This window comes from Pseudomonas sp. GNP014, from assembly GCF_054344005.1.
This window is the reverse complement of record NZ_JBTGUS010000001.1, coordinates 759,202-783,606: the sequence shown is the minus strand read 5'-3', so window position 1 is coordinate 783,606 and position 24,405 is coordinate 759,202. Positions and strand designations below refer to the sequence as shown.

The window sequence follows — 24,405 nt, the reverse complement described above, 5'->3', positions numbered from 1 at the left end:
TATGGGTTTGCGCGCAACTTTATAACAGCTTTTTTTTCGATTCCGAGGCCGTTGGTCGATTCAATCGGCTGACAATGGAACCAAATAAGCGGCAAAAAGACGCAATTGTCCGACAGAAGTCCGGTGCTGTAAGGCTTTGACGGGAGACACGGTAACATTTGCCATACGTCGGCTACCTGTAAAAAAGTCACAAAGAATTCAAGAATATTTATCTATCGTGTGAATCGAGGTCTTCATGAACCGCTATCAGCTACCCCGCGTGAACGAAAAGGACACCCACAGCAAAATCATCGGTTACCTGCTGTGGATCTTCGGATTTACCGGCGCTCACCGCTTCTATTACGGCAAACCGGTCACCGGGACGATCTGGTTCTTCACCTTTGGCTTGTTGGGTATTGGCTGGCTGATCGACGTGTTTCTGATTCCGGCGATGGATCGCGAGGCCGATCTGCGTTTTGCTGCCGGGCCGATCGAGTACAACGTGGCGTGGATTCTGCTGACGTTCCTGGGGGTGTTCGGCGTGCACCGGATGTACCAGGGCAAGTGGATCAGCGGGTTGCTGTATCTGCTGACCGGCGGGTTGTTCTTTGTCGGGGTGCTGTATGACTTCTGGACGCTGAATGATCAGGTATCCGTACGCAACGCCGAAGGCAGAGGCGCCTTCCAGTAAGCCATCGCTGGCAAGCCAGCTCCCACAGGTTTTTGCGCTAACCCAAAGATAGCGCAAGACCTTGTGGGAGCTGGCTTGCCAGCGATTGGGGGCAACCCGGTATCAAGCCTGGTGACTGATTCGCCCGTCCACCAGCGTGTAGCGAACCACACCCGGCAGGGTGTGACCTACAAACGGGCAGTTTTCACCCTTCGACAACCAGTGTTCACCGGCGACTGTCGAAGCTTTCGGATCGAACAGCACGATATCTGCCGCACCGCCCACCGCCAGTTTGCCCGCCGGCAGGCGCAGCGCGTCCGCAGGGCCAGCGCTCAGGCGCGCGAGCAGGGTCGGCAGATCCAGCAAACCATCCTCGACCAGGGTCATCGCCAGCGGCAGCAGCAGCTCGACGCTGCTGATGCCCGGCTCGGTCGCGCCGAACGGCGCCAGTTTGGCGTCGCGTTCGTGGGGCTGGTGATGGCTGGAGATTGCCGACACCACACCCGATTTCACAGCCTCACGCAGGCCATCGCGGTCTGCGCGGGTGCGCAGCGGCGGTTGCACGTGATAGAGACTGCTGAAGTCGATCAGCGCTTCATCGGTGAGGATCAGTTGATACAACGCGACATCCGCCGTGACCTTCAAGCCGCGGGCCTGAGCCTGGGCGATCAGAGCCACACCGCGAGCGCTGGTCAACTGGCTGAAGTGCGCGCGCACGCCGGTCTGCTCGACCAGCAACAGATCGCGGGCCAGGGCCACGGTTTCCGCCGTTTCCGGAATGCCCGGCAGACCGAGGAAGCTGGCGACCGCGCCTTCGTGGGCCAGACCGCCATCCGCCAGATCGTGATCCTGCGAGTTGAAAATCACCGTCAGATCGAAGGTGGCCGCGTATTCCAGTGCCCGGCACAGGGTGCGGGTGTTGCGGAAACTCTCCAGACCGTTGCCGAACGCGACGCAACCGGCGTCACGCAGCGCCACCAGCTCGGCAAGCTGTTCGCCGTCCAGACCTTTGCTCAGCGCGCCAATCGGGAACACCTTGGTGTTGCCGGCTTCGCGAGCACGGTCGAGGATCAGTTCGGCCACCGCCGAGGTGTCGAGCACCGGTTTGGTCTTCGGCGGGCAGCACAGGCTGGTCACGCCACCGGCCGCCGCTGCGCGGGTTTCGCTGGCGATGCTGCCTTTGCGGCTGTAGCCCGGCTCGCGCAGCGCGACGTTCAGGTCGACCAGCCCGGGCGCGGCGACCAGGCCCTGGGCGTCGATGGTTTCGACGGCAGTGAAACCGGCCGGCGCGGCGCCGAGGGCGACGATCTTGCAGGCTTCAACGTGGATATCGGTGATTTGATCCAGGCCGCTGCTTGGATCGATGACGCGGGCGCCGAGAATGCTGAGCTTCACTGGGCGTTCTCCTGCTCGAATTGACGTTGCGCTGTTTGCCCGCTCATGGCCATCGACAGCACGGCCATGCGGATGGCGATGCCGTAGGTGACTTGATTGAGGATCACCGAGTGCGGGCCGTCGGCCACTGCCGATTCGATTTCCACGCCACGGTTGATCGGCCCCGGGTGCATGACGATGCAATCGGGTTTGGCCCCGGCCAGACGCGCGGTGGTCAGGCCGAACAGGCGGTAGAACTCGCCTTCGCTCGGCAGCAGGCCGCCGGTCATGCGCTCACGCTGCAGGCGCAGCATGATCACCACGTCGACGTCCTTCAGGCCTTCGTTCATGTCGGTGTAAACCTTCACGCCGTACTGCTCGATGCCGATCGGCAGCAGGGTCTTCGGCGCGATCACGCGGATGTCCGGGCAGCCGAGGGTTTTCAGCGCGAGCATGTTCGAGCGTGCCACCCGCGAGTGCAGGATGTCGCCGACGATCGCCACCGAGAGGTTTTCGAAACCGCCCTTGTGCCGACGGATGGTGAGCATGTCGAGCATGCCCTGGGTCGGGTGGGCGTGACGGCCGTCGCCGCCGTTGATGATCGCCACCTGTGGGCAGACATGCTCGGCGATGAAGTGTGCAGCACCGGAATCGCCGTGGCGCACGACGAACATGTCGGCGGCCATGGCTTCGAGGTTGCGCAGGGTGTCGAGCAGGGTTTCACCTTTGCTGGCCGACGAGGTCGACACGTTCAGGGTGATCACGTCTGCCGACAGCCGCTGGGCCGCCAGTTCGAAGGTGGTGCGGGTGCGCGTGGAGTTTTCGAAGAACACGTTGCACACGGTCTTGCCGCGCAGCAACGGGACCTTCTTCACCGCCCGGGCCCCGACTTCGAGAAACGAGTCGGCAGTGTCGAGGATTTCCGTCAGCAACTCGCGGCGCAGGCCGTCGAGCGAGAGGAAGTGGCGCAGCTGGCCCTGATCATTGAGCTGCAGCGGGCGCTTGGTATCTAGAGGCGTCATCGCGAAGGGGACTCTCAATAGGGCGGATTAAGGGTTCAGGTCTTGCAGTTCGAGCGTCAGCGGCTCGGGGCCGGACAGCTTGACCCGCTCGTGGGCGGCCAGCGACAGGGTCGCGCCGACCACATTCGGGCGGATCGGCAGCTCGCCGGCGTCCAGGTCGAGCAGGCAGACCAGGGTCACGCTGGCCGGGCGGCCATAGTCGAACAGTTCGTTCATCGCGGCGCGGATGGTGCGGCCGCTCATCAGCACGTCGTCGATCAGCACCAGATGCTGGCCTTCGATCTCGAAGGGCAGGGCCGAGGGGCGCACTTGCGGGTGCAGGCCGTTCTGGCTGAAGTCGTCGCGGTAGAAGGAAACATCCAGCGTGCCCAGTGGCGCATCGCTGCCCAATTCCTTGAGCAGGGCCTGCGCGACCCAGATACCGCCGGTGCGGATGCCGATGTAACGCGGTTCGCGGATCTCACGCTGGGCAAGGTGCGCCTTGAGGCGGGTCGCCATCTGGCTGATCAGATCGGCGGGATTTGGCAGGCTCATGGTTGCTCCTTCTTGGGGTCGAGCCGGGTCCTTGGACGCGGCTCGGGTCGTAGCTCAAAAGAAAAGCGCCGAAGCGCTTGTCAGGATTCAAACAATGCAGTGTTTTCATCGAGCCAGCCCTGCAACAGCAGAGCGGCGGCGATGGCGTCCACCGGGTTGTCGCGGTAACTGCCTTTCTGCCCGCCACGTACCAGTCGCTCGCCTTTGGCCTCAAAGGTGGTCAGGCGTTCGTCGTGGGTATAGAAGGGCACATTGAAGCGGCCGTTGAGACGTCGGGCGAATTTCTCGGCGCGCAGGCACATTTCGCTGGGCGTGCCGTCCATGTTCAGCGGCAGGCCAACCACCACGGCGTCGGGTTTCCATTCCTTGAACAGCGCTTCGACCTGGTTCCAGTCCGGAACGCCGTTCTGCGCTTTCAGGGTGCACAGCTCGCGGGCCTGGCCGGTAATCACCTGGCCGACTGCAACGCCTATCTGTTTGGTGCCGTAGTCGAAGCCGAGAATCAGACGCAGGGCCATCAGGCGTGGCCTGCCTGGCTGGTCAGCAGACTGAGGTTGATCCCCAGGTGCCGTGCCGCCGCTTCCAGACGCAGTTCGCTGCTGGTGTTGAACAGGATGTCGGCATCGTACGGGCAGGTCAGCCAGGCGTTGTCGGCCAGTTCGGCCTCCAGTTGCCCGGCTTCCCAACCCGCGTAACCGAGGGCGATCAGGCTTTTCGCCGGGCCTGCACCGTCCGCGATGGCAAACAGCACGTCCTGGGAAGTGGAGAGCGCCAGATCGCCGTCCAGTTGCGCGGTGGCCTGGAACATCTGGCCGGCCGGGTGCAGGACAAAACCACGATCAGTCTGCACCGGGCCGCCGATGAAAATCGGTACGTGCTGGCAGAGTGCTGGCGGCTCGATGTCCGGACGCAGTTGCTCGAGGATGTCAGCCAGATTCAGCTCTTGCGGTCGATTGACCACCAGCCCCATGGCGCCATTGGCCGTGTGCTCGACGATGTAGGTCAAGGTGTGGGCAAAGTTCGGGTCGGCCATGTGTGGCATGGCGATCAGGAAGTGATGCTTGAGGTAGCTGGGGCTGACGTTTTTCATGAGCGATAGTGTGGCGTCGAAGGGGCAAACTGACAAGCTGAGGATCAGAGAACAACGCAGATCAAATGTGGGAGCGAGCTTGCTCGCGAAGGCGTCAGGTCAGGCAACATCAATGGTGCATGTGCCGGCCTCTTCGCGAGCAAGCTCGCTCCCACAAGGGGTTGCGGTGTGTCAGTTGCTCGAGAGTTTGTCGCCCCGGGCGAATTTCCAGGTGCGGATGATTTCCAGTCGGTCGATATCCGACAGATCACCGGTAAACGGTGCAAACGGTGCGGCCAGCCGGACGATGCGCTGGGCCGCCTGATCCAGCAATGGCTGGCCGGAGGATTCGAGCACCAGCACTTCATACAGCGAGCCGTCGCGGTTGATCGAGACCATCAGGCGCAGGTTGCCGTAGATCTGCTTGCGCCGGGCTTCTTCCGGGTAATTGAGGTTGCCGATCCGCTCGACCTTCTTGCGCCAGTCATCCTTGTACCAGGCGCCCTTGTCGCGCATGGTCGAGGCGGCGCTCAAACGGTGGATGCGCGGGCGTTTGGCGTACAGCTGTTGTTCCTTGGCCAGTTCCGCTTCGAGGCTGGCGATGTCGCTGGACAGCTGCGAGCTATCGAACGTCGGTGCGTCGACTGCCGGTTTGGTCTCGGTCTTGGTTTCTTCTTTCTTGGTCGGCGCCTTTTGCTGTTTCGGCGCGACCGTGGTTACGGCAGCCTTGGGCGCGGCTTCAAGGACTTCCGGCTTGGCGGCCGGAGGCGGGGTGACTTTCTTGACCTGATTGTCCTGGAACGGCGCGACCTCGGTGGTCTTGGGGATCGCCTTCTTGTCCAGCGTGCCGCTGCCTTCCTGGTTTTCCTGGGCGAGGAAATCGGCCTTCTTCGGCTTGGTGTCGCTCTTGAAGGTGGCGAGGGTGATTTCCAGGGTTTTGCTGATTTGCTTGGGCTCGACCATGGTGAAGCCGACGCCGAGCAGCAGCGCCAAATGAATCAGCGCTGCGAGAAACAGGGTAAATCCGAGGCGGTCGGCCGGGCGCACGCCACGGTGGGCGAGTTCTGCGGGCAGATCGGACGGGAGGGTCATGACAGAAAAACCAACATCGCGTTTTTACGGGCTCGGCATGATAACGCAATGTTGGTTTTTAGCTGCAAGCTTCAAGCGGCAAGCGACATAAGGGCAGCTGCAAGTTTCGAGCGGCAAGCTGCAAGTAAAAGCTTGTAGCTCATGGCTTGCGGCTTGTAGCTGGCCGTCAGGCTTGCTGCTTGCGGCTCGAGGCTTGCAGCTGCTTTTCGATCGCATCCATCAGCATGCCGCCGATGTCGGTGCCGAAGGCATTGTCGATTTCGCGGATGCAGGTCGGGCTGGTGACGTTGATTTCGGTCAGGTGCTCGCCAATCACGTCCAGACCGACGAACAGCAGGCCTTTCTCGCGCAGGGTCGGGCCGACTTGCGCGGCGATCCAGCGATCCTTGTCGGTCAGCGGCCGCGCTTCGCCACGACCACCGGCGGCGAGGTTGCCACGGGTTTCGCCCTGGGCCGGAATCCGCGCCAGGCAGTAATCCACCGGCTCGCCGTCGATCATCAGGATGCGCTTGTCGCCGTCCTTGATCGCCGGCAGGTAGGCCTGGCCCATGATCTGCTGGCCACCGAGGGCGGTCAGGGTTTCCAGAATCACCGACAGGTTCGGATCGCCCGCGCGGTGGCGGAAGATCGAGGTGCCGCCCATGCCGTCCAGCGGCTTGAGGATCACGTCGCCGTGTTTGGCGGCGAATTCACGCAGCACGTCTGCGCGACGGCTGACGACGGTCGGCGGCGTGCACTGCGGGAACAGCGTGGCGAACAGCTTTTCATTGCAGTCGCGCAGGCTTTGCGGCTTGTTCACCACCAGCACGCCCGCCGTTTCGGCCTGTTCGAGCAGGTAGGTGGAGTAGACGAATTCCATGTCGAACGGCGGATCCTTGCGCATCAGGATCACGTCCAGGTCGCTCAGCAGGTTGTCCTGCTCGGCGTCCAGTTCGAACCATTTTTCCGGGTTGGCGAAGACTTTCAGCGGCTTCATGCGCGCCCGCGCCTGACCTTCGGCCTGATACAGGTCGCGCTGCTCCATGTAGAACAGTTCCCAGCCACGTTTTTGCGCGGCCAGCAGCATGGCCAGCGAGCTATCCTTTTTATAGGAGATGCTGGCGATAGGGTCCATGACAATCCCGACGCGAACGCTCATTGGGTTTTCCTCGAAAATTGGCTACCGGATCGGTATTGAAAAAGTGCCGCCAGAGTGGCTCCGGGCGGGTTTTCGGTCAAGGAAAAACCCGTCGATAGATTGCATCTGGAGACTGTGCTAAAAAGGCTGGCATGCAGCGCTGGCCCTTGAACATCAAGGGTTTCCAGCCATCACTGATAGCAAAACGGACAATTTGATTCGCAAAGGCGACGGTAGAGCCCTCTTATGGAACAGCAGTCCAGCGCCTTGAAGGTCATGGTGATCGACGACTCGAAAACGATTCGTCGCACCGCCGAAACATTGTTGAAAAATGTGGGTTGCGAAGTGATCACGGCGATTGATGGTTTCGACGCGCTGGCGAAAATCGCGGACAACCATCCCGGAATCATTTTTGTCGACATCATGATGCCGCGTCTGGATGGTTATCAGACCTGCGCTTTAATCAAGAACAACAGCGCATTCAAGGCCACGCCGGTGATCATGCTGTCGTCGCGCGACGGGCTGTTCGACAAGGCCAAGGGGCGGATTGTCGGTTCCGATCAATTTTTGACCAAGCCTTTCAGCAAGGAAGAACTGCTTAACGCGATTCAGGCCCATGTTCCGGGCTTCGCCGCCGTTTTGCCGCAGTAAGACACGTACAGTGATGCTCGGCCAGCGGGCCGGGCGTCAACAAGAAAAATGGGGAAAACCATGGCACGTATCCTGATCGTCGATGATTCGCCGACTGAAATGTACAAACTGACCGGCATGCTCGAAAAGCACGGCCACGAAGTACTGAAAGCCGAAAACGGCGCCGACGGTGTCGCGCTGGCCCGTCAGGAAAAACCCGATGCAGTGCTGATGGACATCGTCATGCCCGGCCTCAACGGTTTTCAGGCGACCCGGCAATTGACCAAGGACCCGGACACCGGCCACATCCCGGTGATCATCATCACCACCAAGGATCAGGAAACCGACAAGGTCTGGGGCACCCGTCAGGGCGCCAAGGATTATCTGACCAAACCGGTCGACGAAGACACTCTGATCAAGACCCTGAACAACGTGCTCAAAGGCTGATCGCGCAACCATGAGCGAATCGCTGACTGCGTTCGAACTGCTCTGGCAAATCGACCAGCGCTGCCGCTTGCTGGCGGCGGACTTGCCGTCGCAGACCGCGCGCCAGGATCGCTGGAGCGGTATCGGCTTTCGCCTTGGCGAGCATTGGTATGTGGCGCCGATGGGCGAAGTCAGCGAAGTGCTGCACGAGCCGCGCTTCACTCAATTGCCCGGGGTCAAGCCGTGGGTCAAAGGGGTGGCTAACCTGCGTGGGCGCTTGCTGCCGATCATGGACCTGTGCGGTTTTTTCGGGCACGAGCTGTCGCCATTGCGTAAACAGCGGCGGGTATTGGTGGTCGAGCATGGCGATGTGTTTGCCGGGCTGATGGTCGACGAAGTCATCGGCCTGCAGCATTTCGAGCAGGACAGCTTCGAACCGATTTCGATCAGCAAGCGCCAGGGTTCCAAGGCCGAGTTCGTCAAAGGCTATTTCCGGCGCGAGCAGAACTGGCGGGTGTTCAGCCTGTTTGCACTGGCTAAATCCCCGGTATTCATGAGCGTCGCAATTTAGTCGAAACAACAGATAACCCATGTGGGAATGAGCCATGTAATGGTGTGATTCTGTGGCAAGGGAAACCTGTGGCGAGGGGATTTATCCCCGATGGTTGGCGAAGCCGACCCAAAGGCTGCATTCGAGATGTATTTGATACAGCTCGAATCTTGGGGCCGCTGTGCGACCCATCGGGGATAAATCCCCTCGCCACAAAAGCTCCACTTCACAAGGCTAGCTTCTACAGGTGCTTCGGTGAGTTTCAAATTAGGCGAGGACCGATGACAAAAGCAAAAACAGACAAGTCGGCGGAAGGATCGCGCAGTCGCTCGCAGATCATCGTGCTGTTCATCGCACTGATCGTGTTCATCATGCTGCTGTTCGCCAACTTCGCGTACCTCAACACCCAGGCTAACTACGACAAACAGTACATCGGCCACGCCGGTGAACTGCGCGTGCTGTCGCAACGCATCGCCAAGAACGCCACTGAAGCCGCCGCCGGCAAGGCTGCCGCGTTCAAGTTGCTGAGCGATGCGCGCAACGATTTCGCCCAGCGCTGGGGTTACCTGAAGAAAGGCGACCCGGCCACCGGCCTGCCACCGGCCCCGGCCACCGTGCGCCCGGAAATGCGCGCCGTGCAGCTGGATTGGGAACGCCTGCTGAAAAACACCGACGCGATTCTCTCCAGCGAACAGACTGTGCTGTCGCTGCATCAGGTCGCCGCGACCCTGGCCGAAACCGTGCCGCAGTTGCAGATCGAATACGAAAAAGTCGTCGAGATCCTCCTCCAGCGCGGTGCTCCGGCGGCGCAAGTGGCGATGGCCCAGCGTCAGTCGCTGCTCGCTGAACGGATCCTCGGCGCGGTCAACACCGTGCTCGCCGGCGACGAAAACTCGCAGCAGGCCGCCGATGCCTTTGGTCGCGACGCCACCCGTTTTGGCCAGGTGCTCAACGGCATGCTGCAAGGCAACCCGGCACTGAAAATCAGCCAGGTTGAAGACCGCGATGCCCGCGCACGCCTGAGCGAAATTTCCGAGCTGTTCCAGTTCGTCTCCGGCTCCGTGGACGAAATCCTCGAAACCTCGCCGGAGCTGTTCAAGGTTCGCGAATCGGCGAGCAACATCTTCAGCCTCTCGCAAACCCTGCTCGACGAAGCCTCGCACCTGGCCACTCGCTTCGAAAACCTTGCCGGCGGGCGCAACACCGACACCATCGGTGGCTACGTCCTCGGTTTGCTGGCACTGGCCTCGATTATCCTCATCGGTCTGGTGATGGTCCGGGAAACCAACCGCCAGTTGCGTGAAACCGCCGAGAAGAACGAGCGCAACCAGAACGCGATCATGCGCCTGCTCGACGAAATCGAAGACCTTGCCGATGGCGACCTCACCGTGACCGCCTCGGTGACCGAAGACTTCACCGGCACCATCGCTGACTCGATCAACTATTCGGTCGACCAATTGCGTGACCTGGTGGCAACCATCAACCTCACCGCCGGCCAGGTCGCCGCCGCCGTGCAGGAAACCCAGGCCACCGCGATGCACCTGGCCCAGGCCTCGGAGCATCAGGCGCAGCAGATTTCCGAAGCCTCGACCGCGATCAGCGACATGGCCGAGTCGATTGATCAGGTGTCGGCCAATGCTGCCGAGTCCTCGGCCGTGGCCGAGCGTTCGGTGGAAATCGCCAACAAGGGCAACGAGGTGGTGCACAACACCATCCACGGCATGGACAACATCCGCGAACAGATTCAGGACACCGCCAAGCGCATCAAGCGCCTCGGCGAGTCTTCGCAGGAGATCGGCGACATCGTCAGCCTGATCGACGACATTGCCGACCAGACCAACATCCTCGCGCTCAACGCGGCGATTCAGGCGTCGCTGGCCGGGGATGCCGGGCGCGGGTTTGCGGTGGTCGCCGATGAAGTGCAGCGACTGGCCGAGCGCTCGTCTGCTGCCACCCGGCAGATCGAAACCCTGGTGCGGGCAATTCAGACCGACACCAACGAAGCGGTAATCTCGATGGAGCAAACCACCACCGAGGTGGTGCGCGGCGCGCGTCTGGCGCAGGATGCCGGGGTGGCCCTGGAAGAAATCGAAGGCGTATCGAAGACCCTCGCGGCGCTGATCCAGAGCATTTCCAACGCGGCGCAACAGCAGACTTCGTCGGCCGGGCAGATTTCCCTGACGATGAACGTGATCCAGCAGATCACCTCGCAGACTTCGTCCGGCTCCACCGCCACCGCCGAGAGCATCGGCAACCTGGCGAAAATGGCCAGCCAGCTGCGCCGTTCGGTATCCGGTTTCACCTTGCCGTCGGCGTCCGCGACGGACAAGGCGTGAGTGGAGTGGTTATGGGTGACCGGCACGACTATGTGGCCCTCGAATGGGTCAAGGGCGAAATTGCCGAAACGCTGAAACAGGCGCATCAGGCAATTGAAGCCGTGCTTGAGGATCCGCAGGCCTTTCCCGGGCTGGACGAGTGCCTGGATTACATCCATCAGGTCCACGGCAGTCTGCAGATGGTCGAGTTCTACGGCGCAGCCTTGCTCGCCGAAGAGATGGAACATCTGGTCGAAGCCTTGCAGCACGAGCGCGTCAGCCACCGCGACGAAGCCCTGCACCTGCTGCTGCAAGCCCTTGGCCAATTGCCGATCTACCTCGACCGCGTGCAGGGCGCCCGCCGCGATTTGCCGCTGGTGGTGCTGCCGCTGATCAACGACCTGCGCAGCGCTCGCGGCGAAAGCCTGCTCTCGGAAACCAGCCTGTTCAGCCCGCAACTGCCGCAGCTGCCACCCCTCAGCGCGCAAGCGCTGGCGCTGCTGGAGCCGGCAGACCTGCCGAATGTGCTGCGCAAGTTGCGCCAGATGCTGCAAATGGCCCTGGTCGGTCTGTTGCGCGAGCAGGATGACCAGACGCATCTGGAGTACCTGGCGAAAGTCTTCCAGCGTCTCGAAGCCATGAGCGGCGATGCGCCCTTGAGTCCGTTGTGGCAAGTGGCCTCGGCGCTGGTCGAAGGCATGCGCGAAGGCGCGATCGCCAACAGCCCGGCGCTGCGCAGCCTGTTCAAGGACGCCGACAAGGAACTCAAGCGCCTGCTCGAGCAGGGCATGCGCGGTCTCAACCAGCCGCCCCCTGCGGAGCTGCTCAAAAGCCTGCTGTTCTATATTGCCAAAGCCGAACATCCCACCGGGCAGATGCTGACCATGAAAGATCGCTACTCCCTGGACGACGCGTTGCCCGACAGCGCGATGGTCGACGAAGAACGTGCGCGCCTGGCCGGCCCCGACCGCGATGCGATGCGCTCGGTGCTGGCGGCGCTGTGCGAAGAGCTGGTGCGGGTCAAGGAGCGCCTCGACCTGTTCGTGCGCAGCGACCGTCAGCACACCTCTGATCTGGACAGCCTGCTGGCGCCGCTGCGGCAGATTGCCGACACCCTGGCGGTGCTCGGTTTTGGCCAGCCGCGCAAGGTCATCATTGATCAACTGGCGGTGGTCCTCAGCCTCGCTCAAGGCCAGCGCGAACCGAACGACGCCACGCTGATGGACGTCGCCGGCGCGCTGCTCTACGTCGAGGCGAATCTGGCCGGGATGGTCGGCACCGTGGAAACGGAAAGCCCCGAAGAGGCGCGCCTGCCGACCACCGATCTGACGCAGATCCACCAGATCGTGATCAAGGAAGCGCGCATCTGCCTGCAACAGGCCAAGGACATGATCGTCGACTACATCGACGCCGACTGGGATCGCCAGCACCTGCAAGCGTTGCCGGAGTTGCTGACCCAAGTGCGCGGCGCGCTGGCGATGATTCCGCTGAGCCGGGCGGCCAGTCTGGTCGAGGCCTGCAATGGCTTTATCCGCGAGCATTTACTGCTTGATCCCCACGAGCCGGGCTGGCAGCAACTGGACAACCTCGCCGACGTGATCACCAGCCTCGAGTACTACCTCGAACGTTTGAGCGACGACCCGCAGGCCGCGAGCGAACAACTGCTGGATGTCGCGCAGAAGAGCCTGGCCAGCCTGGGCTACTTTCCTGACGAAGAGCCCGGCGCACCGCAGGTGCCAGTGCTCGATGACGTGCTCAGCCCCAGCGAAGCGTTGGTGATGCAAGACCTGCAAGTGCTGGACGACCCCGATATCGTGCAGTCGCTGGCCGAGGTGCTGGCCAGCCCGGTGTCGGCGGTCAACCCGCCGGCCCTGACCACCCCCGGCAGCCTGATGCCGCCACCGGCTGACGAAGAGCCGGTCGACGACGAGTTGCGCGAAGTGTTCCTCGAGGAGACCGACGAAGTCCTCGAAGTCCTCCACGAATACCTGCCGCGCTGGTCGGCCAATCCGCAGGACCGTGCGGCCCTGACTGAACTGCGCCGGGCCTTCCACACCCTCAAGGGCAGCGGGCGCATGGTCCGTGCGCTGGTGCTGGGTGAACTGGCCTGGGCGGTGGAGAACCTGCTCAACCGTGTGCTGGAACAAAGCGTCGAGCCCGGTGCGGTGGTGCCGCAACTGCTCACCGACACGGTGTTGTTGCTCCCGGAATTGATCAGTGAATTCGCCACTCACCGGCAGCGTCAACGCAGCGACGTCGATCAGCTCGCCGCCCGCGCCCATGCGCTGGCCAAAGGGGACGAACCGCTGGCCGCTGAAGACGTGAATGATGTCGCGGCCCTTGATCCGCTGTTGCTGGAAATCTTCCGCAACGAGGCGGAAACCCATCTGGCCAGTCTCAACCGTTACCTCGATCAGGCCGCCGAACATGTGCCGCTACCGGCCAGCGATGAACTGCAGCGCGCCTTGCATACGCTCAAGGGCAGCGCGTCGATGGCCGGGGTGTTGCCGATTGCCGAACTGGCCGCGCCGCTGGATCAACTGGCCCGCGAGTTCAAGGCGCATCAGTTGCCGCTCGATCTCGACGAAGTGGAATTGCTGCTTGAGGCCGAAGGTTTGTTCCGCGTCGGTCTGCGCCAGCTCAAGCACGATCCGCTGGCGCCGATCGTCGGTGCACAGTCGTTGATCAAGCGCATTGAAACGCTGCTCGGCGAGCGTCTGGAAGCGATCCTCCAGACGCCGAACACCAGCCTGCGAATCAAGCGCGATCCGCAATTGATCAACAACTTCCTCGCCCAGGGCATGGACATCCTGCTCGACGCCGAAAACCTCTTGCAGCGCTGGCAACAACATCCCGGCGAGCGCCAGGAACTCAGTGCCTTGCTGGATGAACTGACCACCCTCGGCGAAGGCGCGCACCTGGCTGATCTGCTGCCGGTGGACGTGTTGTGCGAAGCCTTGCTCGACCTCTATGGCGCGGTGGAAGAAAGCAGCCTGGCGGTCAGCGAGCGGTTTTTCGAAGAAGCGCAGAACGCCCACGAAGCGCTGATCAACATGCTCGACGAATTGGCCGCCGGCCAGGAAGTCACGCCGCAGCCTGCGCGCATTCGCGCCCTGCACGAGCTGCTCGACGAGAGCCTTGACCCGTCGTCGATGGGCCTGATCCGCAGCGATGGCAGCCGTACCCTGAGCATTCGTGAACTGGGCAGCGCCACCGCAGAGTTGCAGCAGTCGGCGAGGTCGTTCGAGGGCGACGACGAGATCGTCGAGATCTTCCTCGAAGAGGCCGTCGACATTCTCGACAGCGCCGGACAAGCCTTGCACCGCTGGCTCAACGACCCGGACAACGCCGCACCGCTGTCCTCATTGCAGCGCGACCTGCACACCCTCAAGGGCGGCGCGCGCATGGCCGAAGTGGCGGCCATCGCAGATCTGGCCCAGGAGCTGGAAAGTCTTTACGAAGGACTGGTGGATCGCCGCTACAGCCACAGCGACGCTTTGGGCCGGTTACTGCTCAAGAGCCACGCGCAGTTGGCGTTGCTGCTTGACCAGTTGCAAAGCCATCAGCCGCTGAGCCCGGCGCAGGAACTGATCGGCGCGATTCGCGAGCTGCGTCAGGGGCAACCGGTGGGCGAAGCGCCGTTACCGACGGCGGATCATGACAGCGCCGCACACGATCCGGAGCTGCTGGAAATCTTCCTCGAAGAAGGTTTCGACATCATTGAAAACTCTGGCGCGGCGTTGCTGCGCTGGCAGGCCGAACCGGGCAATCGCCAGGAAGTGGAAACCCTGCTGCGCGATCTGCACACCCTCAAGGGCGGTGCACGGATGGTCGAGATCGGTCCGATCGGCGACCTCGCCCATGAGCTGGAATACCTTTACGAAAGCCTTTCCACCGGGGCGTTGCAGCCGTCGGCGGAACTGTTCGCACTGGTCCAGCGCGGGCATGACCGCCTGGCGCAAATGCTCGATGGGGTGCGCGCCGGGCAACCGTGCCCGCCGGCCGATCGGCTGATCAGCGCGATCCAGAATTTCAGTCATCCGGCGACGGTCGAAACCCCGCCGGTATTGCCGCTGCCCGCCAAGACCGAGCCGGCGCCACCGGCTGCCGATGCCGGTGCGGACATGGTCAAGGTCTCCGCCGAACTGCTCGACGAGTTGGTCAATCTGGCCGGGGAAACCTCGATTTTCCGTGGGCGTATCGAGCAACAGGTCAGCGATGCGCAAACCGCACTGAACGAGATGGAAACCACCATCGAGCGCATGCGCGATCAATTGCGCCGGCTCGACACCGAAACCCAGGGACGGATTCTCAGCCGTCAGCAAGTCGATGCCGACCATCTCGGTTACGAAGAATTCGACCCGCTGGAAATGGACCGCCACTCGCAGTTGCAGCAACTGTCGCGGGCGCTGTTCGAATCCGCTTCCGACCTGCTCGACCTCAAGGAAACCCTCGACCGCCGCAACCACGACGCCGAGAACCTGTTGCAGCAACAGGGGCGGATCAACACCGAATTGCAGGAAGGCCTGATGCGCACGCGCATGGTGCCGTTCGAACGCATGCTGCCGCGTCTCAAACGCATCGTGCGGCAGGTCGCCGAAGAGCTGAACAAGGACGTCGCGTTCATCATCGACAACGCCGAAGGCGAGATGGACCGCAACGTGCTGGAACGCATGGCCGCGCCGCTGGAGCACATGCTGCGCAACGCCGTCGATCACGGTCTGGAGTCTGCCGAAGTGCGGCTGGCGGCGGGCAAACCGGCACAGGGTACGATCAGCCTGGACTTGTCCCGTGAGGGCGGCGACATCGTTTTCGATATCCGCGACGACGGCGCCGGGGTGCCGCTGGAAGCGGTGCGGCGCAAGGCGATCAAGCGCGGTTTGCTGGCTCCGGATGCCGAAATCAGCGACCGCGATGTATTGCAGTTCATCCTTCAGCCGGGTTTCTCCACCGCTGAAAAGATCACGCAGATTTCCGGGCGCGGCGTCGGCATGGACGTGGTCCACGAGGAAGTGCGCCAGCTCGGCGGCACCATGAGCATCGACTCGGTGCCGGGGCAGGGCGTGCATTTCCGCATTCGCCTGCCGTTCACCGTGTCGGTCAACCGCGCGCTGATGGTGCAGTGTGGCGAGGATCAATATGCGATTCCGCTGAACACCATCGAAGGCATCGTCCGCGTCCTGCCGAATGATCTGGAAGGGCACTTCCGTAACGACCCGCCGAGCTACCACTACGGCGGCCAGCGCTATGAGTTGTGCTATCTGGGCGAACTGCTGAAAACTGCGCCACGCCCGAAACTGCTCGGCCAGAGCCTGCCATTGCCGGTGCTGCTGGTGCAGTGCAACGACCGGCACATCGCGGTGCAGGTCGACGCGATGGCCGGCACCCGCGAGATCGTGGTCAAGAGCCTCGGCCCGCAGTTCGGCGCGGTGCAGGGCGTGTCCGGGGCGACGATTCTCGGCGATGGCCGGGTGGTGCTGATTCTCGATTTGCTGGCGCCGATCCGCGCGATGCAGGCGCGGGTTGCGCAGCGTCCGGCCCATGCGGACATCGACAGCGAGCCGCAAAAGCCGCTGCTGGTGCTGGTGGTCGACGACTCGGTGACCGTGCGCAAGGTCACCAGCCGTTTGCTCGAACGTCACGGCATGAATGTGCTGACCGCCAAGGACGGGGTCGACGCGATGCTGTTGCTCGAAGAACACATGCCCGACCTGATGCTGCTCGACATCGAAATGCCGCGCATGGACGGCTTCGAAGTCGCCACCCAAGTGCGCAACGATGAACGCCTGCAACACCTGCCGATCATCATGATTACCTCGCGCACCGGGCAGAAACACCGCGACCGCGCGATGGCCATCGGCGTCAACGACTACCTCGGCAAGCCGTACCAGGAATCGGTGCTGCTCGAAAGCATTGCCCACTGGAGCAAGAAACATGCATGAGCGCCGCCACAACGCGCGCACCAGCCAACTCACCGGCCTGCTGCTGCCACTGGCCGACCGCAACCTGATCCTGCCCAACGTCGCCGTGGCCGAGCTGATTGACTATCAGGCCAGCGCCTTCGATCTGGATACGCCGCCGTGGTATCTCGGCAAGGTTACGTGGCGTGAGCGGCAGATTCCGCTGCTGAGTTTTGAATCGGCGTGCGGGCAGAAAATCGTCATCGGCGAGCGGGCGCGGATCGTCATCCTCAACGCCCTCGGAGGCTTGCCTCAGCTCAAATTCATTGCGCTGCTGGTGCAGGGGATTCCGCGCTCGTACAAGCTCGACAGTCAGTTGAGTTATGTCGATGTGCCGTTGTGTGCGTTGGAACAGGCGGCGGTGCAGGTCGGGGACCAAGTGGCGAAGGTGCCGGATTTGTTGGGGCTGGAGCAGTTGTTGGTGGAGGCTGGGCTGGTCCATTGATCCAGAATTCGTGTTGCTCTGACTGGCCTCATCGCTGGCAAGCCAGCTCCCACAGTGTCCGAGTTGTATTCGAATTCTGTGAACCACACAAAACCCTGTGGGAGCTGGCTTGCCAGCGATGGAGCCAGTTGCACCAGCAAACTCTTACAGGCAAATCCTCAATTTCTGCAGTGCAATAAACATCATTTAGCCCAGCTGTTTAAAGACACCCGGTGTTACGGCTCACTAGCCTACAAATCCTTGCGCCGCTGCCTACGCATGCACCAGAATCCGCCGGCTTGTGCGCCTTGGGCAGGCTGCGTAACTTGATTCCGTCACTGATTCCCAGTGATCGGGTTTAGCAGCCCGGCTTCTTCCTTACCTCGGTTGTACAAGTCTCATCCAGTCAGGCATTCGCCTGCGCTTGATGGTGGCTGTGCGCATGGCACCTTCGGGTGCGCCGGGTTGGGGTTTGACCGGTCTGCTAACTTGCGCATAGCCGCCACCCTACCGTTTAGCAGCGGGATGGTGAGGCCTGATAGAGGTTCATCCCCATGTTCAAAGTAACGCCTAACCCGCCGTCCACCGACCCGGCATCCCCCTACGAATCCCCCGACTCCAAGAAACTCCACGAAGCCGCCGAACGCGCCCTCGACCATTACCTCGGCCCGACCAACGCCGACCTGATGGCCACGCCCTACACCCCCAACACGCTGTATATGGCCAACCCCAATGCCGACACCGAATCGCTGTTGGCCGACGCCAGTGAAACCCTTGGTTCGGCCACGGTGATGCTTAACAACCACGCGGCAATGGTGGAAGGTACGCACCGCAAGACTGTGCAGGGTATTGCGCAGGTGGTGATGGTGGCGGAGATGGCGGTGAATCGGGTGTTGGATAAGTTGGTGCCGACGGAATAGCGGAAAAGCCCGCCCCTCACCCCAGCCCTCTCCCGGAGGGAGAGGGGGCCGACCGAGGTGTCTGGCGTTGTACATCGACCTGAAAAATCGAGTCGATTATGGATTCGGCGCGGCAAGATCAGGTCGATGTACATCAGAAGCATCCCCCAATCAGTCCCCTCTCCCTCCGGGAGAGGGCTAGGGTGAGGGCGCTCTTGATCATTACCCTGAGCGTAACGATTCACCACCGCGCTTGATTGATGCCCCCACCCCACACGCCTACCTTAGCTCCACGACAGCGAACCCCGTGGAGTGAGCATGACAACAACAATTTCCCCCGACTCGCGCTGGACGCGGCGGCGTGACGAGAAGCAGCGGCGTCTCGACAAGGTGCGCGGGCTGGCCGACGGTGTGGTGTTGCCCACCGACAAGATCGTCGCCGCGCTCGAAGCGCTGATTCATCCCGGCGACCGCGTAGTGCTGGAGGGCAACAACCAGAAGCAGGCGGATTTCCTTTCCCGTTCGCTGGCCAAGGCTGACCCGGAAAAGCTCCACGACCTGCACATGATCATGCCCAGCGTCGGTCGCTCCGAGCATCTGGACCTGTTCGAACGCGGCATCGCCCGCAAGCTCGACTTCTCCTTTGCCGGCACCCAGAGCCTGCGCATCAGCCAGTTGCTCGAAGACGGCCTGCTGGAAGTCGGCGCGATTCACACCTACATCGAACTCTATGCGCGGCTGGTGGTGGACCTGATTCCCAACGTCGTGCTCTCGGCCGGGTTCATGGCTGACCGCGCCGGCAACATCTACACCGGCCCGAGCACCGAAGACACCCCGGCACTGATCGAACCGGCCGCGTTCAGCGACGGCATCGTTATCGTCCAGGTCAATCAGTTGGTCGACGACGTCAGCGAACTGCCCCGCGTGGACATTCCCGCGTCATGGGTCGATTTTGTCGTAGTGGCCGACAAGCCGTTCTACATCGAACCGCTGTTCACCCGCGACCCACGGCACATCAAACCGGTGCACGTGTTGATGGCGATGATGGCGATCCGTGGTATCTACGAAAAACACAATGTGCAGTCGCTCAACCACGGCATCGGTTTCAACACTGCCGCCATTGAACTGATCCTGCCGACCTACGGCGAATCCCTCGGCCTCAAGGGCAAGATCTGCCGCAACTGGACGCTCAACCCGCACCCGACGCTGATCCCGGCGATCGAAAGTGGCTGGGTCGAAAGCGTGCATTGCTTCGGCACCGAACTGGGCATGGAAAACTACATCGCCGCACGGCCCGACGTGTTCTTCACCGGGCGCGACGGCTCGCTGCGTTCCAACCGGATGTTCTGCCAGCTCGCCGGGCAGTACGCGGTGGATCTGTTTATCGGCGCGACGTTGCAGGTCGATGGCGACGGCCATTCCTCGACCGTGACCCGTGGTCGCCTCGCCGGTTTCGGCGGTGCGCCGAACATGGGCCACGATCCACGCGGCCGGCGTCACGGCACCCCGGCATGGCTCGATATGCGCCACGACGATGCGCAGCAACCGATGCTCGAACGCGGCAAGAAACTCGTGGTGCAAATGGTCGAGACCTTCCAGGAGGGTGGCAAACCGACCTTCGTCGAAACCCTCGACGCCGTGGAGGTGGCGAAGAAAAGCGGGATGCCGCTGGCGCCGATCATGATTTACGGCGACGACGTCACCCACCTGCTCACCGAAGAGGGCATCGCCTACCTGTACAAGGCGCGCTCGCTGGAAGAGCGTCAGGCGATGATCGCAGCGGTGGCCGGCGTCACCGCAATCGGCCTGCGCCACAACCCGAAAGACACCGAGCGCATGCGCCGCGAAGGTCTGATTGCCTTGCCCGAAGACCTCGGCATCCGCCGCACCGACGCCACCCGCGAACTGCTCGCAGCGAAAAGCGTGGCCGATCTGGTCGAGTGGTCCGGCGGTTTGTACAACCCGCCCGCCAAATTCAGGAGCTGGTAATGCACGCATTTAACCTGCAAGCAAAACCGCTGTCCCAAGCTGATCGATTGGCTGATCTGGCGGTGGACGCGCTGATCGACGAAGCCGATCTGTCGCCGAAACCGGCGCTGGTCGACCGTCGCGGCAATGGCGCGCACACCGATTTGCACTTGGGCCTGATGCACGCTTCGGTGTTGTCGTTGTGGCCGGCGTTCAAGGAAATGGCTGAAGCGGCGGTCGAGATCGGTGAAGTCGATTCAACGTTGCGCGAAGCGATTGGCCGCATCGGTCGCGAAGGCGAGCAAGCGATGCTCGCCACCACCAATGGTGTGAACACCCATCGCGGGGCGATCTGGGCCTTGGGCCTGATTGTCACAGCAGCTGCACTGGACGCGAAATCCAGCAGCGCCAATGCCGTAACCCTGCGCGCCGCACGTCTGGCATTACTCGACGACCGCTACGCACCGCGCCCACTCAGCCACGGCGCCCAAGTCGCCCTGCGTTACGGCGCACGCGGCGCGCGTGAGGAAGCGCAACTCGGCTTCCCCTCCGTTCTGCAACGCGGCCTGCCACAACTCAAACGCAGCCGCGGCAACGGCCACGGTGAACAGAACGCCCGGCTCGACGCCTTGCTCGCAATCATGACTGACCTGGCCGACACCTGCGTGCTCTATCGCGCTGGCGAAGAGGGTCTGCACGCCATGCAGCAGGGCGCGCAAGCGGTGCTCGACGCCGGTGGCAGCGCCAGCCTCAGCGGTCGCCGCCGCTTGCATGAACTGGATCAACAACTCATCGCATTGAATGCCTCGCCCGGTGGCGCCGCCGACTTGCTCGCCGCCACGCTGCTGCTCGACCGAATCGAGCGCAACGGCATCCTTCAGGGAGCGTTTTGATGGAAACCTTATCCTTTGAATTCCCCGCCGGGCAGCCGCCACGCGGGCGTGCGCTGGTCGGTTGTGTCGGTTCGGGTGATCTGGAAGTGCTGATCGAACCGGGGCTGGCCGGCAAGCTGACGATCAACGTGCAGACTTCGGTCAACGGTGCGCAGCAGCGTTGGCAGCATCTGTTTGCGCGGATGTTCGACGGCACCACACCACCGGCGATGGCCATCGACATCCACGATTTCGGCGCGACGCCGGGGGTGGTGCGCTTGCGTCTGGAACAAGGTTTCGAGGAGATCGGCCATGACTGACAGCGCAGCGCTGTTGCACAAACACAGCTTCGTCGAACTCGGTGCGCGGCAACGGGCGCAAGCCTTGCTCGATGCCGGAACCTTCCGCGAATTGCTCGACCCGTTTCAGCGCGTCATGTCGCCGTGGCTCGAACGCCAGGGCGTGGTGCCGCAGGCCGATGACGGCGTGGTAATCGCCAAGGGCAACCTCGACGGGTTGCCGGTGGTGATCGCTGCCATCGAAGGCGCGTTCCAGGGCGGCAGCCTTGGTGAAGTCGGCGGGGCGAAGATCGCCGGCGCGCTGGAACTGGCCGCCGAAGACAACCGCAAGGGCATTCCGACCCGCGCCTTATTGCTGCTGGAAACCGGCGGCGTGCGGTTGCAGGAAGCCAACCTCGGGCTGGCGGCGATTGCTGATATTCATGCGGCGATTGTCGATTTGCAGCAGTACCAACCGGTGGTCGGTGTGGTGGCGGGCAGCGTCGGTTGTTTCGGCGGCATGTCGATTGCCGCTGCGCTGTGCAGCTATCTGTTGGTGACCCAGGAAGCGCGTCTCGGTTTGAACGGCCCGCAAGTGATCGAGCAGGAAGCCGGGATCGAAGAATACGACTCCCGCGACCGGCCCTTCATCTGGAGCCTGACCGGTGGCGAGCAGCGTTTCGCCAGCGGCTTGGTGGATCGTTATGTCGCCGATGACGTGACGCAGATTCGGCAGCAGGTTGGCCAATTGCTTCAGCAGGGTTTGCCGACTCAGCCGCGCAGCCGACGTGCCGAATGGTTTCTGCAACGTCTGACGAGCCTGAACACTGACAAGCAAATCGAACCGTCGGTGGTTCGCGATCTGTATCAAGGAGAGCGCTCATGAGCGGTTATTCACTGCGCGGTTTGAACTGGTTTAACGCCTTGAGCGCGGGTGCTGTGGTGGTTGAAGGGCTGCCGGCCTCGTTGAAGGTGGCGGATGGCGAACTCGGACGGTTTATCGCCGTGGTCGCTGACCCGGACAACCGTTATCCACGTGCTCGCAACGGCGAGGTTGGTTTGCTCGAAGGCTGGGGCCTGGCCAAGGCTGTGGATGACGCGATCACTGCCGACCGCGACAAAACACAGAAACGCCCGATCATCGCCATCGTCGATGTGCCGAGCCAGGCTTACGGTCGGCGCGAAGAAGCGCTTGGTATTCATCAAGCCCTGGCCGGTGCGGCGGACAGTTATGCACGCGCACGTCTGGCCGGGCATCCGGTGATTGCGCTGCTGGTAGGCAAGGCGATGTCCGGGGCGTTTCTGGCGCATGGTTATCAGGCCAACCGTTTGATTGCTCTGCGCGATCCCGGGGTGATGGTGCACGCGATGGGCAAGGCCTCGGCGGCGCGGGTGACCTTGCGCAGTGTCGAGGAACTGGAAGCGCTGGCCGCCAGCGTGCCGCCAATGGCGTATGACATCGACAGCTATGCGAGTCTCGGACTGCTCTGGGAAACCCTGTCGGTTGAGCAGATTGAACAGCCGACCGTTGAGGATCTGGCACGGGTGAACGAATGCCTGAAGCAAGCCATCGGCGATATCTCCAGCGCTGACTTGAGCAACCGTCTCGGCGCAAAAAATCGTGCTGCTTCCAGCCGTGTACGCGAACTGCTGAGGGCGCAGTGGTGAACACGCCTCTGGCCCACGACCTGCTGTGGGGCATGAGCCCGGCGCAGTTGCCGGCGGATGCGCCGTTGTGGGCGGTTGAGTCGCTGGCGGCCGGGCAACCAGTGGTGGTGCGACGCGCCTCGAGCGCTGAAGGTTACGTCGCGGTCGGCGTGCGCGGTGTGTTGCGCGAGCAGCGGTTGGCGGCGTTTATGGCGGTCGAGTCAATTGCTTGTCGGGTCAGCCCTGAGGCGCTTTGTCATGTTGAGTGCGAGCGCGATCTACCGGTGATGCAGGCACTCCAGCAACTGCGGCCAATGCTCGATGATTGCGGTTGGGTCTGGGGAATCAGCGGCAGCGTCGGGTTTGAATTGGCCAGCGGTTTTAAAGCGATGCACGCGGCCAGTGATCTCGATCTGATTTTGCGTACGCCGCAGTTGATCACGCGTAATCAGGCCCGCAAATTCGTGGAGGTTTTCGATCAGGCTGCGTGCCGGATCGACCTGCAATTGCAAACGCCGTTCGGTGCGGTCGCCTTGCGCGAATGGGCCAGCGGATTGGCCCGTGTGCTGCTGAAAAACCAGCATCAGGCGTGTCTGGTGACTGACCCGTGGAACCCGCAGGAGCAGGCAGCGTGAGCAGCTTGCTGGTGTTCCCCGGCCAGGGCGCGCAGCAAGCGGGCATGCTGCAGCGATTGCCACGGGAAACCTTGATCGAGGCCAGCGATGTGCTCGGTGAAGATGTTTTGCTGCTCGATTCCAGCGAAGCGTTACGCACCACGAGGGCGGTTCAGTTGTGCCTGCTGATCGCCGGCGTTGCAGCATCGCGGCAGTTGTTGCAGGACGGACTCACGGCGGATTACGTTGCTGGCCTGTCCATCGGCGCCTACCCGGCAGCGGTGGTCGCTGGAGCCTTGAGTTTCAGCGATGCGTTGCACTTGGTCAGCCTGCGCGGTGAGTTGATGCAGCAAGCTTATCCACAGGGCTATGGCATGACCGCGATCATCGGCCTGCAATTATCCACAGTCGAAACGCTGTTGGCGCAGGTGCACAGTGAGGATTCACCGGTGTACCTGGCCAACATCAATGCCGATAACCAGGTGGTGATTGCCGGCAGTGACGAAGCCATGCAAGCGGTGGCCGAACTGGCGCGCAGTCGTGGCGCTGGTCTGGCAAAACGTTTGGCAGTGAGCGTGCCGTCGCACTGTCCGCTGCTGGAGGCACCTGCACAAACCCTCGCCGAGGCCTTTGCCAAAGTTGAATTGAAGAACCCGAAAATCGCTTACCTGAGTGGCAGTCGCGCGCGTCCGGTGATCAAGCCTGATGCCCTGCGTGACGACCTCGCTTTCAACATGTGCCGCGTGGTGGATTGGCGCGGCACCGTACAAAGCGCCTACGAGCGCGGCGTGCGTTTACAAATCGAACTGCCGCCCGGTGCGGTGCTGACCGGGCTGGCGCGCCGGGTGTTCGAGCAGGGCACGGTCACTGCCTTCGACAGTGCTCGTCTCGACACCTTGCAGGCGCTGTTGCGAGAGGAGGGTGGCCGCCAACTCTAAAACCGCCGACTCAAGCTTCGAACAACA

22 protein-coding genes are annotated in these 24,405 nt (G+C 62.3%); 15 read left to right on the top strand and 7 right to left on the bottom strand.

Annotated features, from left to right (window positions below):
* The first annotated feature begins 235 nt into the window (after nucleotides 1-235).
* Nucleotides 236-670 (top strand): NINE protein, encoded by a 435-nt coding sequence (locus ACXX9E_RS03640; protein WP_447806968.1) that lies wholly within the window; start codon nucleotides 236-238, stop codon nucleotides 668-670.
* A 102-nt stretch (nucleotides 671-772) separates the two neighbouring features.
* On the opposite strand, the gene ACXX9E_RS03635 is transcribed toward ACXX9E_RS03640, so the two are convergent.
* From ACXX9E_RS03635 to gshB, 7 genes are all read right to left on the bottom strand, one after another.
* Nucleotides 773-2,044: a dihydroorotase gene (locus tag ACXX9E_RS03635; protein ID WP_123469544.1), complete on the bottom strand. Its 1,272-nt coding sequence runs from the start codon at nucleotides 2,042-2,044 to the stop codon at nucleotides 773-775.
* Entirely contained in the window at nucleotides 2,041-3,045 is a 1,005-nt protein-coding gene (locus tag ACXX9E_RS03630; protein ID WP_003229107.1) for an aspartate carbamoyltransferase catalytic subunit, read from the bottom strand. The genes ACXX9E_RS03635 and ACXX9E_RS03630 overlap by 4 nt, the downstream gene beginning before the upstream one ends.
* Before the next feature lie 27 nt (nucleotides 3,046-3,072).
* Complete coding sequence (pyrR, locus tag ACXX9E_RS03625) at nucleotides 3,073-3,579, bottom strand: bifunctional pyr operon transcriptional regulator/uracil phosphoribosyltransferase PyrR (RefSeq protein ID WP_458555043.1); 507 nt, start codon at nucleotides 3,577-3,579, stop codon at nucleotides 3,073-3,075.
* 80 nt (nucleotides 3,580-3,659) lie between these two features.
* Nucleotides 3,660-4,097 carry a Holliday junction resolvase RuvX gene (gene ruvX, locus ACXX9E_RS03620; protein WP_003229101.1) on the bottom strand — a complete coding sequence of 146 codons (438 nt, stop codon included), beginning with the start codon at nucleotides 4,095-4,097 and terminating at the stop codon, nucleotides 3,660-3,662.
* Nucleotides 4,097-4,669, bottom strand: a complete 573-nt coding sequence (locus ACXX9E_RS03615; RefSeq protein WP_123469539.1) for a YqgE/AlgH family protein — start codon at nucleotides 4,667-4,669, stop codon at nucleotides 4,097-4,099. The genes ruvX and ACXX9E_RS03615 overlap by 1 nt, the downstream gene beginning before the upstream one ends.
* A gap of 171 nt (nucleotides 4,670-4,840) precedes the next feature.
* Nucleotides 4,841-5,740, bottom strand: coding sequence for an energy transducer TonB (locus ACXX9E_RS03610; protein WP_458555042.1), 900 nt, complete (start codon nucleotides 5,738-5,740; stop codon nucleotides 4,841-4,843).
* 166 nt (nucleotides 5,741-5,906) lie between these two features.
* Nucleotides 5,907-6,878, bottom strand: coding sequence for a glutathione synthase (gshB, locus tag ACXX9E_RS03605; RefSeq protein ID WP_322375835.1), 972 nt, complete (start codon nucleotides 6,876-6,878; stop codon nucleotides 5,907-5,909).
* 225 nt (nucleotides 6,879-7,103) lie between these two features.
* On the opposite strand from gshB, the gene pilG reads away from it, so the two are divergent.
* The 14 genes from pilG to mdcH all read left to right on the top strand — a co-directional run bounded on the left by pilG (nucleotide 7,104) and on the right by mdcH (nucleotide 24,378).
* The gene (gene pilG, locus ACXX9E_RS03600) at nucleotides 7,104-7,508 is read left to right on the top strand and encodes a twitching motility response regulator PilG (protein WP_007913673.1); all 405 of its coding nucleotides are present in this window, start codon (nucleotides 7,104-7,106) and stop codon (nucleotides 7,506-7,508) included.
* A 60-nt stretch (nucleotides 7,509-7,568) separates the two neighbouring features.
* Nucleotides 7,569-7,934, top strand: coding sequence for a twitching motility response regulator PilH (gene pilH, locus ACXX9E_RS03595; RefSeq protein ID WP_222834122.1), 366 nt, complete (start codon nucleotides 7,569-7,571; stop codon nucleotides 7,932-7,934).
* Nucleotides 7,935-7,944: 10 nt separating this feature from the next.
* On the top strand, nucleotides 7,945-8,484 hold the full coding sequence (locus ACXX9E_RS03590; RefSeq protein WP_123469531.1) for a chemotaxis protein CheW: 540 nt from the start codon (nucleotides 7,945-7,947) through the stop codon (nucleotides 8,482-8,484).
* A 260-nt stretch (nucleotides 8,485-8,744) separates the two neighbouring features.
* The gene (locus ACXX9E_RS03585) at nucleotides 8,745-10,799 is read left to right on the top strand and encodes a methyl-accepting chemotaxis protein (RefSeq protein WP_186747144.1); all 2,055 of its coding nucleotides are present in this window, start codon (nucleotides 8,745-8,747) and stop codon (nucleotides 10,797-10,799) included.
* A gap of 11 nt (nucleotides 10,800-10,810) precedes the next feature.
* Nucleotides 10,811-16,720 (top strand): Hpt domain-containing protein, encoded by a 5,910-nt coding sequence (locus tag ACXX9E_RS03580; protein ID WP_458555041.1) that lies wholly within the window; start codon nucleotides 10,811-10,813, stop codon nucleotides 16,718-16,720.
* Entirely contained in the window at nucleotides 16,713-17,183 is a 471-nt protein-coding gene (locus ACXX9E_RS03575; RefSeq protein WP_458555040.1) for a chemotaxis protein CheW, read from the top strand. Before ACXX9E_RS03580 ends, ACXX9E_RS03575 begins: the two co-directional genes overlap by 8 nt.
* A gap of 533 nt (nucleotides 17,184-17,716) precedes the next feature.
* Nucleotides 17,717-18,082, top strand: coding sequence for a DUF6124 family protein (locus ACXX9E_RS03570; protein ID WP_186747149.1), 366 nt, complete (start codon nucleotides 17,717-17,719; stop codon nucleotides 18,080-18,082).
* 297 nt (nucleotides 18,083-18,379) lie between these two features.
* On the top strand, nucleotides 18,380-20,050 hold the full coding sequence (mdcA, locus tag ACXX9E_RS03565; protein WP_038358792.1) for a malonate decarboxylase subunit alpha: 1,671 nt from the start codon (nucleotides 18,380-18,382) through the stop codon (nucleotides 20,048-20,050).
* Nucleotides 20,050-20,922 (top strand): triphosphoribosyl-dephospho-CoA synthase, encoded by an 873-nt coding sequence (locus ACXX9E_RS03560; protein WP_458555039.1) that lies wholly within the window; start codon nucleotides 20,050-20,052, stop codon nucleotides 20,920-20,922. The genes mdcA and ACXX9E_RS03560 overlap by 1 nt, the downstream gene beginning before the upstream one ends.
* Entirely contained in the window at nucleotides 20,922-21,221 is a 300-nt protein-coding gene (locus ACXX9E_RS03555; RefSeq protein ID WP_003229075.1) for a malonate decarboxylase subunit delta, read from the top strand. The genes ACXX9E_RS03560 and ACXX9E_RS03555 overlap by 1 nt, the downstream gene beginning before the upstream one ends.
* Nucleotides 21,214-22,065, top strand: coding sequence for a biotin-independent malonate decarboxylase subunit beta (locus tag ACXX9E_RS03550; protein WP_458555038.1), 852 nt, complete (start codon nucleotides 21,214-21,216; stop codon nucleotides 22,063-22,065). Before ACXX9E_RS03555 ends, ACXX9E_RS03550 begins: the two co-directional genes overlap by 8 nt.
* Nucleotides 22,062-22,847: a biotin-independent malonate decarboxylase subunit gamma gene (gene mdcE / locus ACXX9E_RS03545; RefSeq protein WP_267796750.1), complete on the top strand. Its 786-nt coding sequence runs from the start codon at nucleotides 22,062-22,064 to the stop codon at nucleotides 22,845-22,847. The genes ACXX9E_RS03550 and mdcE overlap by 4 nt, the downstream gene beginning before the upstream one ends.
* Nucleotides 22,841-23,461 carry a malonate decarboxylase holo-ACP synthase gene (locus ACXX9E_RS03540; RefSeq protein WP_458555037.1) on the top strand — a complete coding sequence of 207 codons (621 nt, stop codon included), beginning with the start codon at nucleotides 22,841-22,843 and terminating at the stop codon, nucleotides 23,459-23,461. The genes mdcE and ACXX9E_RS03540 overlap by 7 nt, the downstream gene beginning before the upstream one ends.
* On the top strand, nucleotides 23,458-24,378 hold the full coding sequence (mdcH, locus tag ACXX9E_RS03535) for a malonate decarboxylase subunit epsilon (protein ID WP_128616108.1): 921 nt from the start codon (nucleotides 23,458-23,460) through the stop codon (nucleotides 24,376-24,378). Before ACXX9E_RS03540 ends, mdcH begins: the two co-directional genes overlap by 4 nt.
* Nucleotides 24,379-24,405: the final 27 nt, after the last annotated feature.

Coding starts and splice junctions, on each gene's coding strand:
- ACXX9E_RS03640 (WP_447806968.1), top strand. CDS start 236: ATGAACCGCTATCAGCTACCCCGCGTGAACGAAAAGGACACCCACAGC.
- ACXX9E_RS03630 (WP_003229107.1), bottom strand. CDS start 3,045: ATGACGCCTCTAGATACCAAGCGCCCGCTGCAGCTCAATGATCAGGGC.
- pyrR (WP_458555043.1), bottom strand. CDS start 3,579: ATGAGCCTGCCAAATCCCGCCGATCTGATCAGCCAGATGGCGACCCGC.
- ruvX (WP_003229101.1), bottom strand. CDS start 4,097: ATGGCCCTGCGTCTGATTCTCGGCTTCGACTACGGCACCAAACAGATA.
- ACXX9E_RS03615 (WP_123469539.1), bottom strand. CDS start 4,669: ATGAAAAACGTCAGCCCCAGCTACCTCAAGCATCACTTCCTGATCGCC.
- ACXX9E_RS03610 (WP_458555042.1), bottom strand. CDS start 5,740: ATGACCCTCCCGTCCGATCTGCCCGCAGAACTCGCCCACCGTGGCGTG.
- gshB (WP_322375835.1), bottom strand. CDS start 6,878: ATGAGCGTTCGCGTCGGGATTGTCATGGACCCTATCGCCAGCATCTCC.
- pilG (WP_007913673.1), top strand. CDS start 7,104: ATGGAACAGCAGTCCAGCGCCTTGAAGGTCATGGTGATCGACGACTCG.
- pilH (WP_222834122.1), top strand. CDS start 7,569: ATGGCACGTATCCTGATCGTCGATGATTCGCCGACTGAAATGTACAAA.
- ACXX9E_RS03590 (WP_123469531.1), top strand. CDS start 7,945: ATGAGCGAATCGCTGACTGCGTTCGAACTGCTCTGGCAAATCGACCAG.
- ACXX9E_RS03585 (WP_186747144.1), top strand. CDS start 8,745: ATGACAAAAGCAAAAACAGACAAGTCGGCGGAAGGATCGCGCAGTCGC.
- ACXX9E_RS03580 (WP_458555041.1), top strand. CDS start 10,811: ATGGGTGACCGGCACGACTATGTGGCCCTCGAATGGGTCAAGGGCGAA.
- ACXX9E_RS03575 (WP_458555040.1), top strand. CDS start 16,713: ATGCATGAGCGCCGCCACAACGCGCGCACCAGCCAACTCACCGGCCTG.
- ACXX9E_RS03570 (WP_186747149.1), top strand. CDS start 17,717: ATGTTCAAAGTAACGCCTAACCCGCCGTCCACCGACCCGGCATCCCCC.
- mdcA (WP_038358792.1), top strand. CDS start 18,380: ATGACAACAACAATTTCCCCCGACTCGCGCTGGACGCGGCGGCGTGAC.
- ACXX9E_RS03560 (WP_458555039.1), top strand. CDS start 20,050: ATGCACGCATTTAACCTGCAAGCAAAACCGCTGTCCCAAGCTGATCGA.
- ACXX9E_RS03555 (WP_003229075.1), top strand. CDS start 20,922: ATGGAAACCTTATCCTTTGAATTCCCCGCCGGGCAGCCGCCACGCGGG.
- ACXX9E_RS03550 (WP_458555038.1), top strand. CDS start 21,214: ATGACTGACAGCGCAGCGCTGTTGCACAAACACAGCTTCGTCGAACTC.
- mdcE (WP_267796750.1), top strand. CDS start 22,062: ATGAGCGGTTATTCACTGCGCGGTTTGAACTGGTTTAACGCCTTGAGC.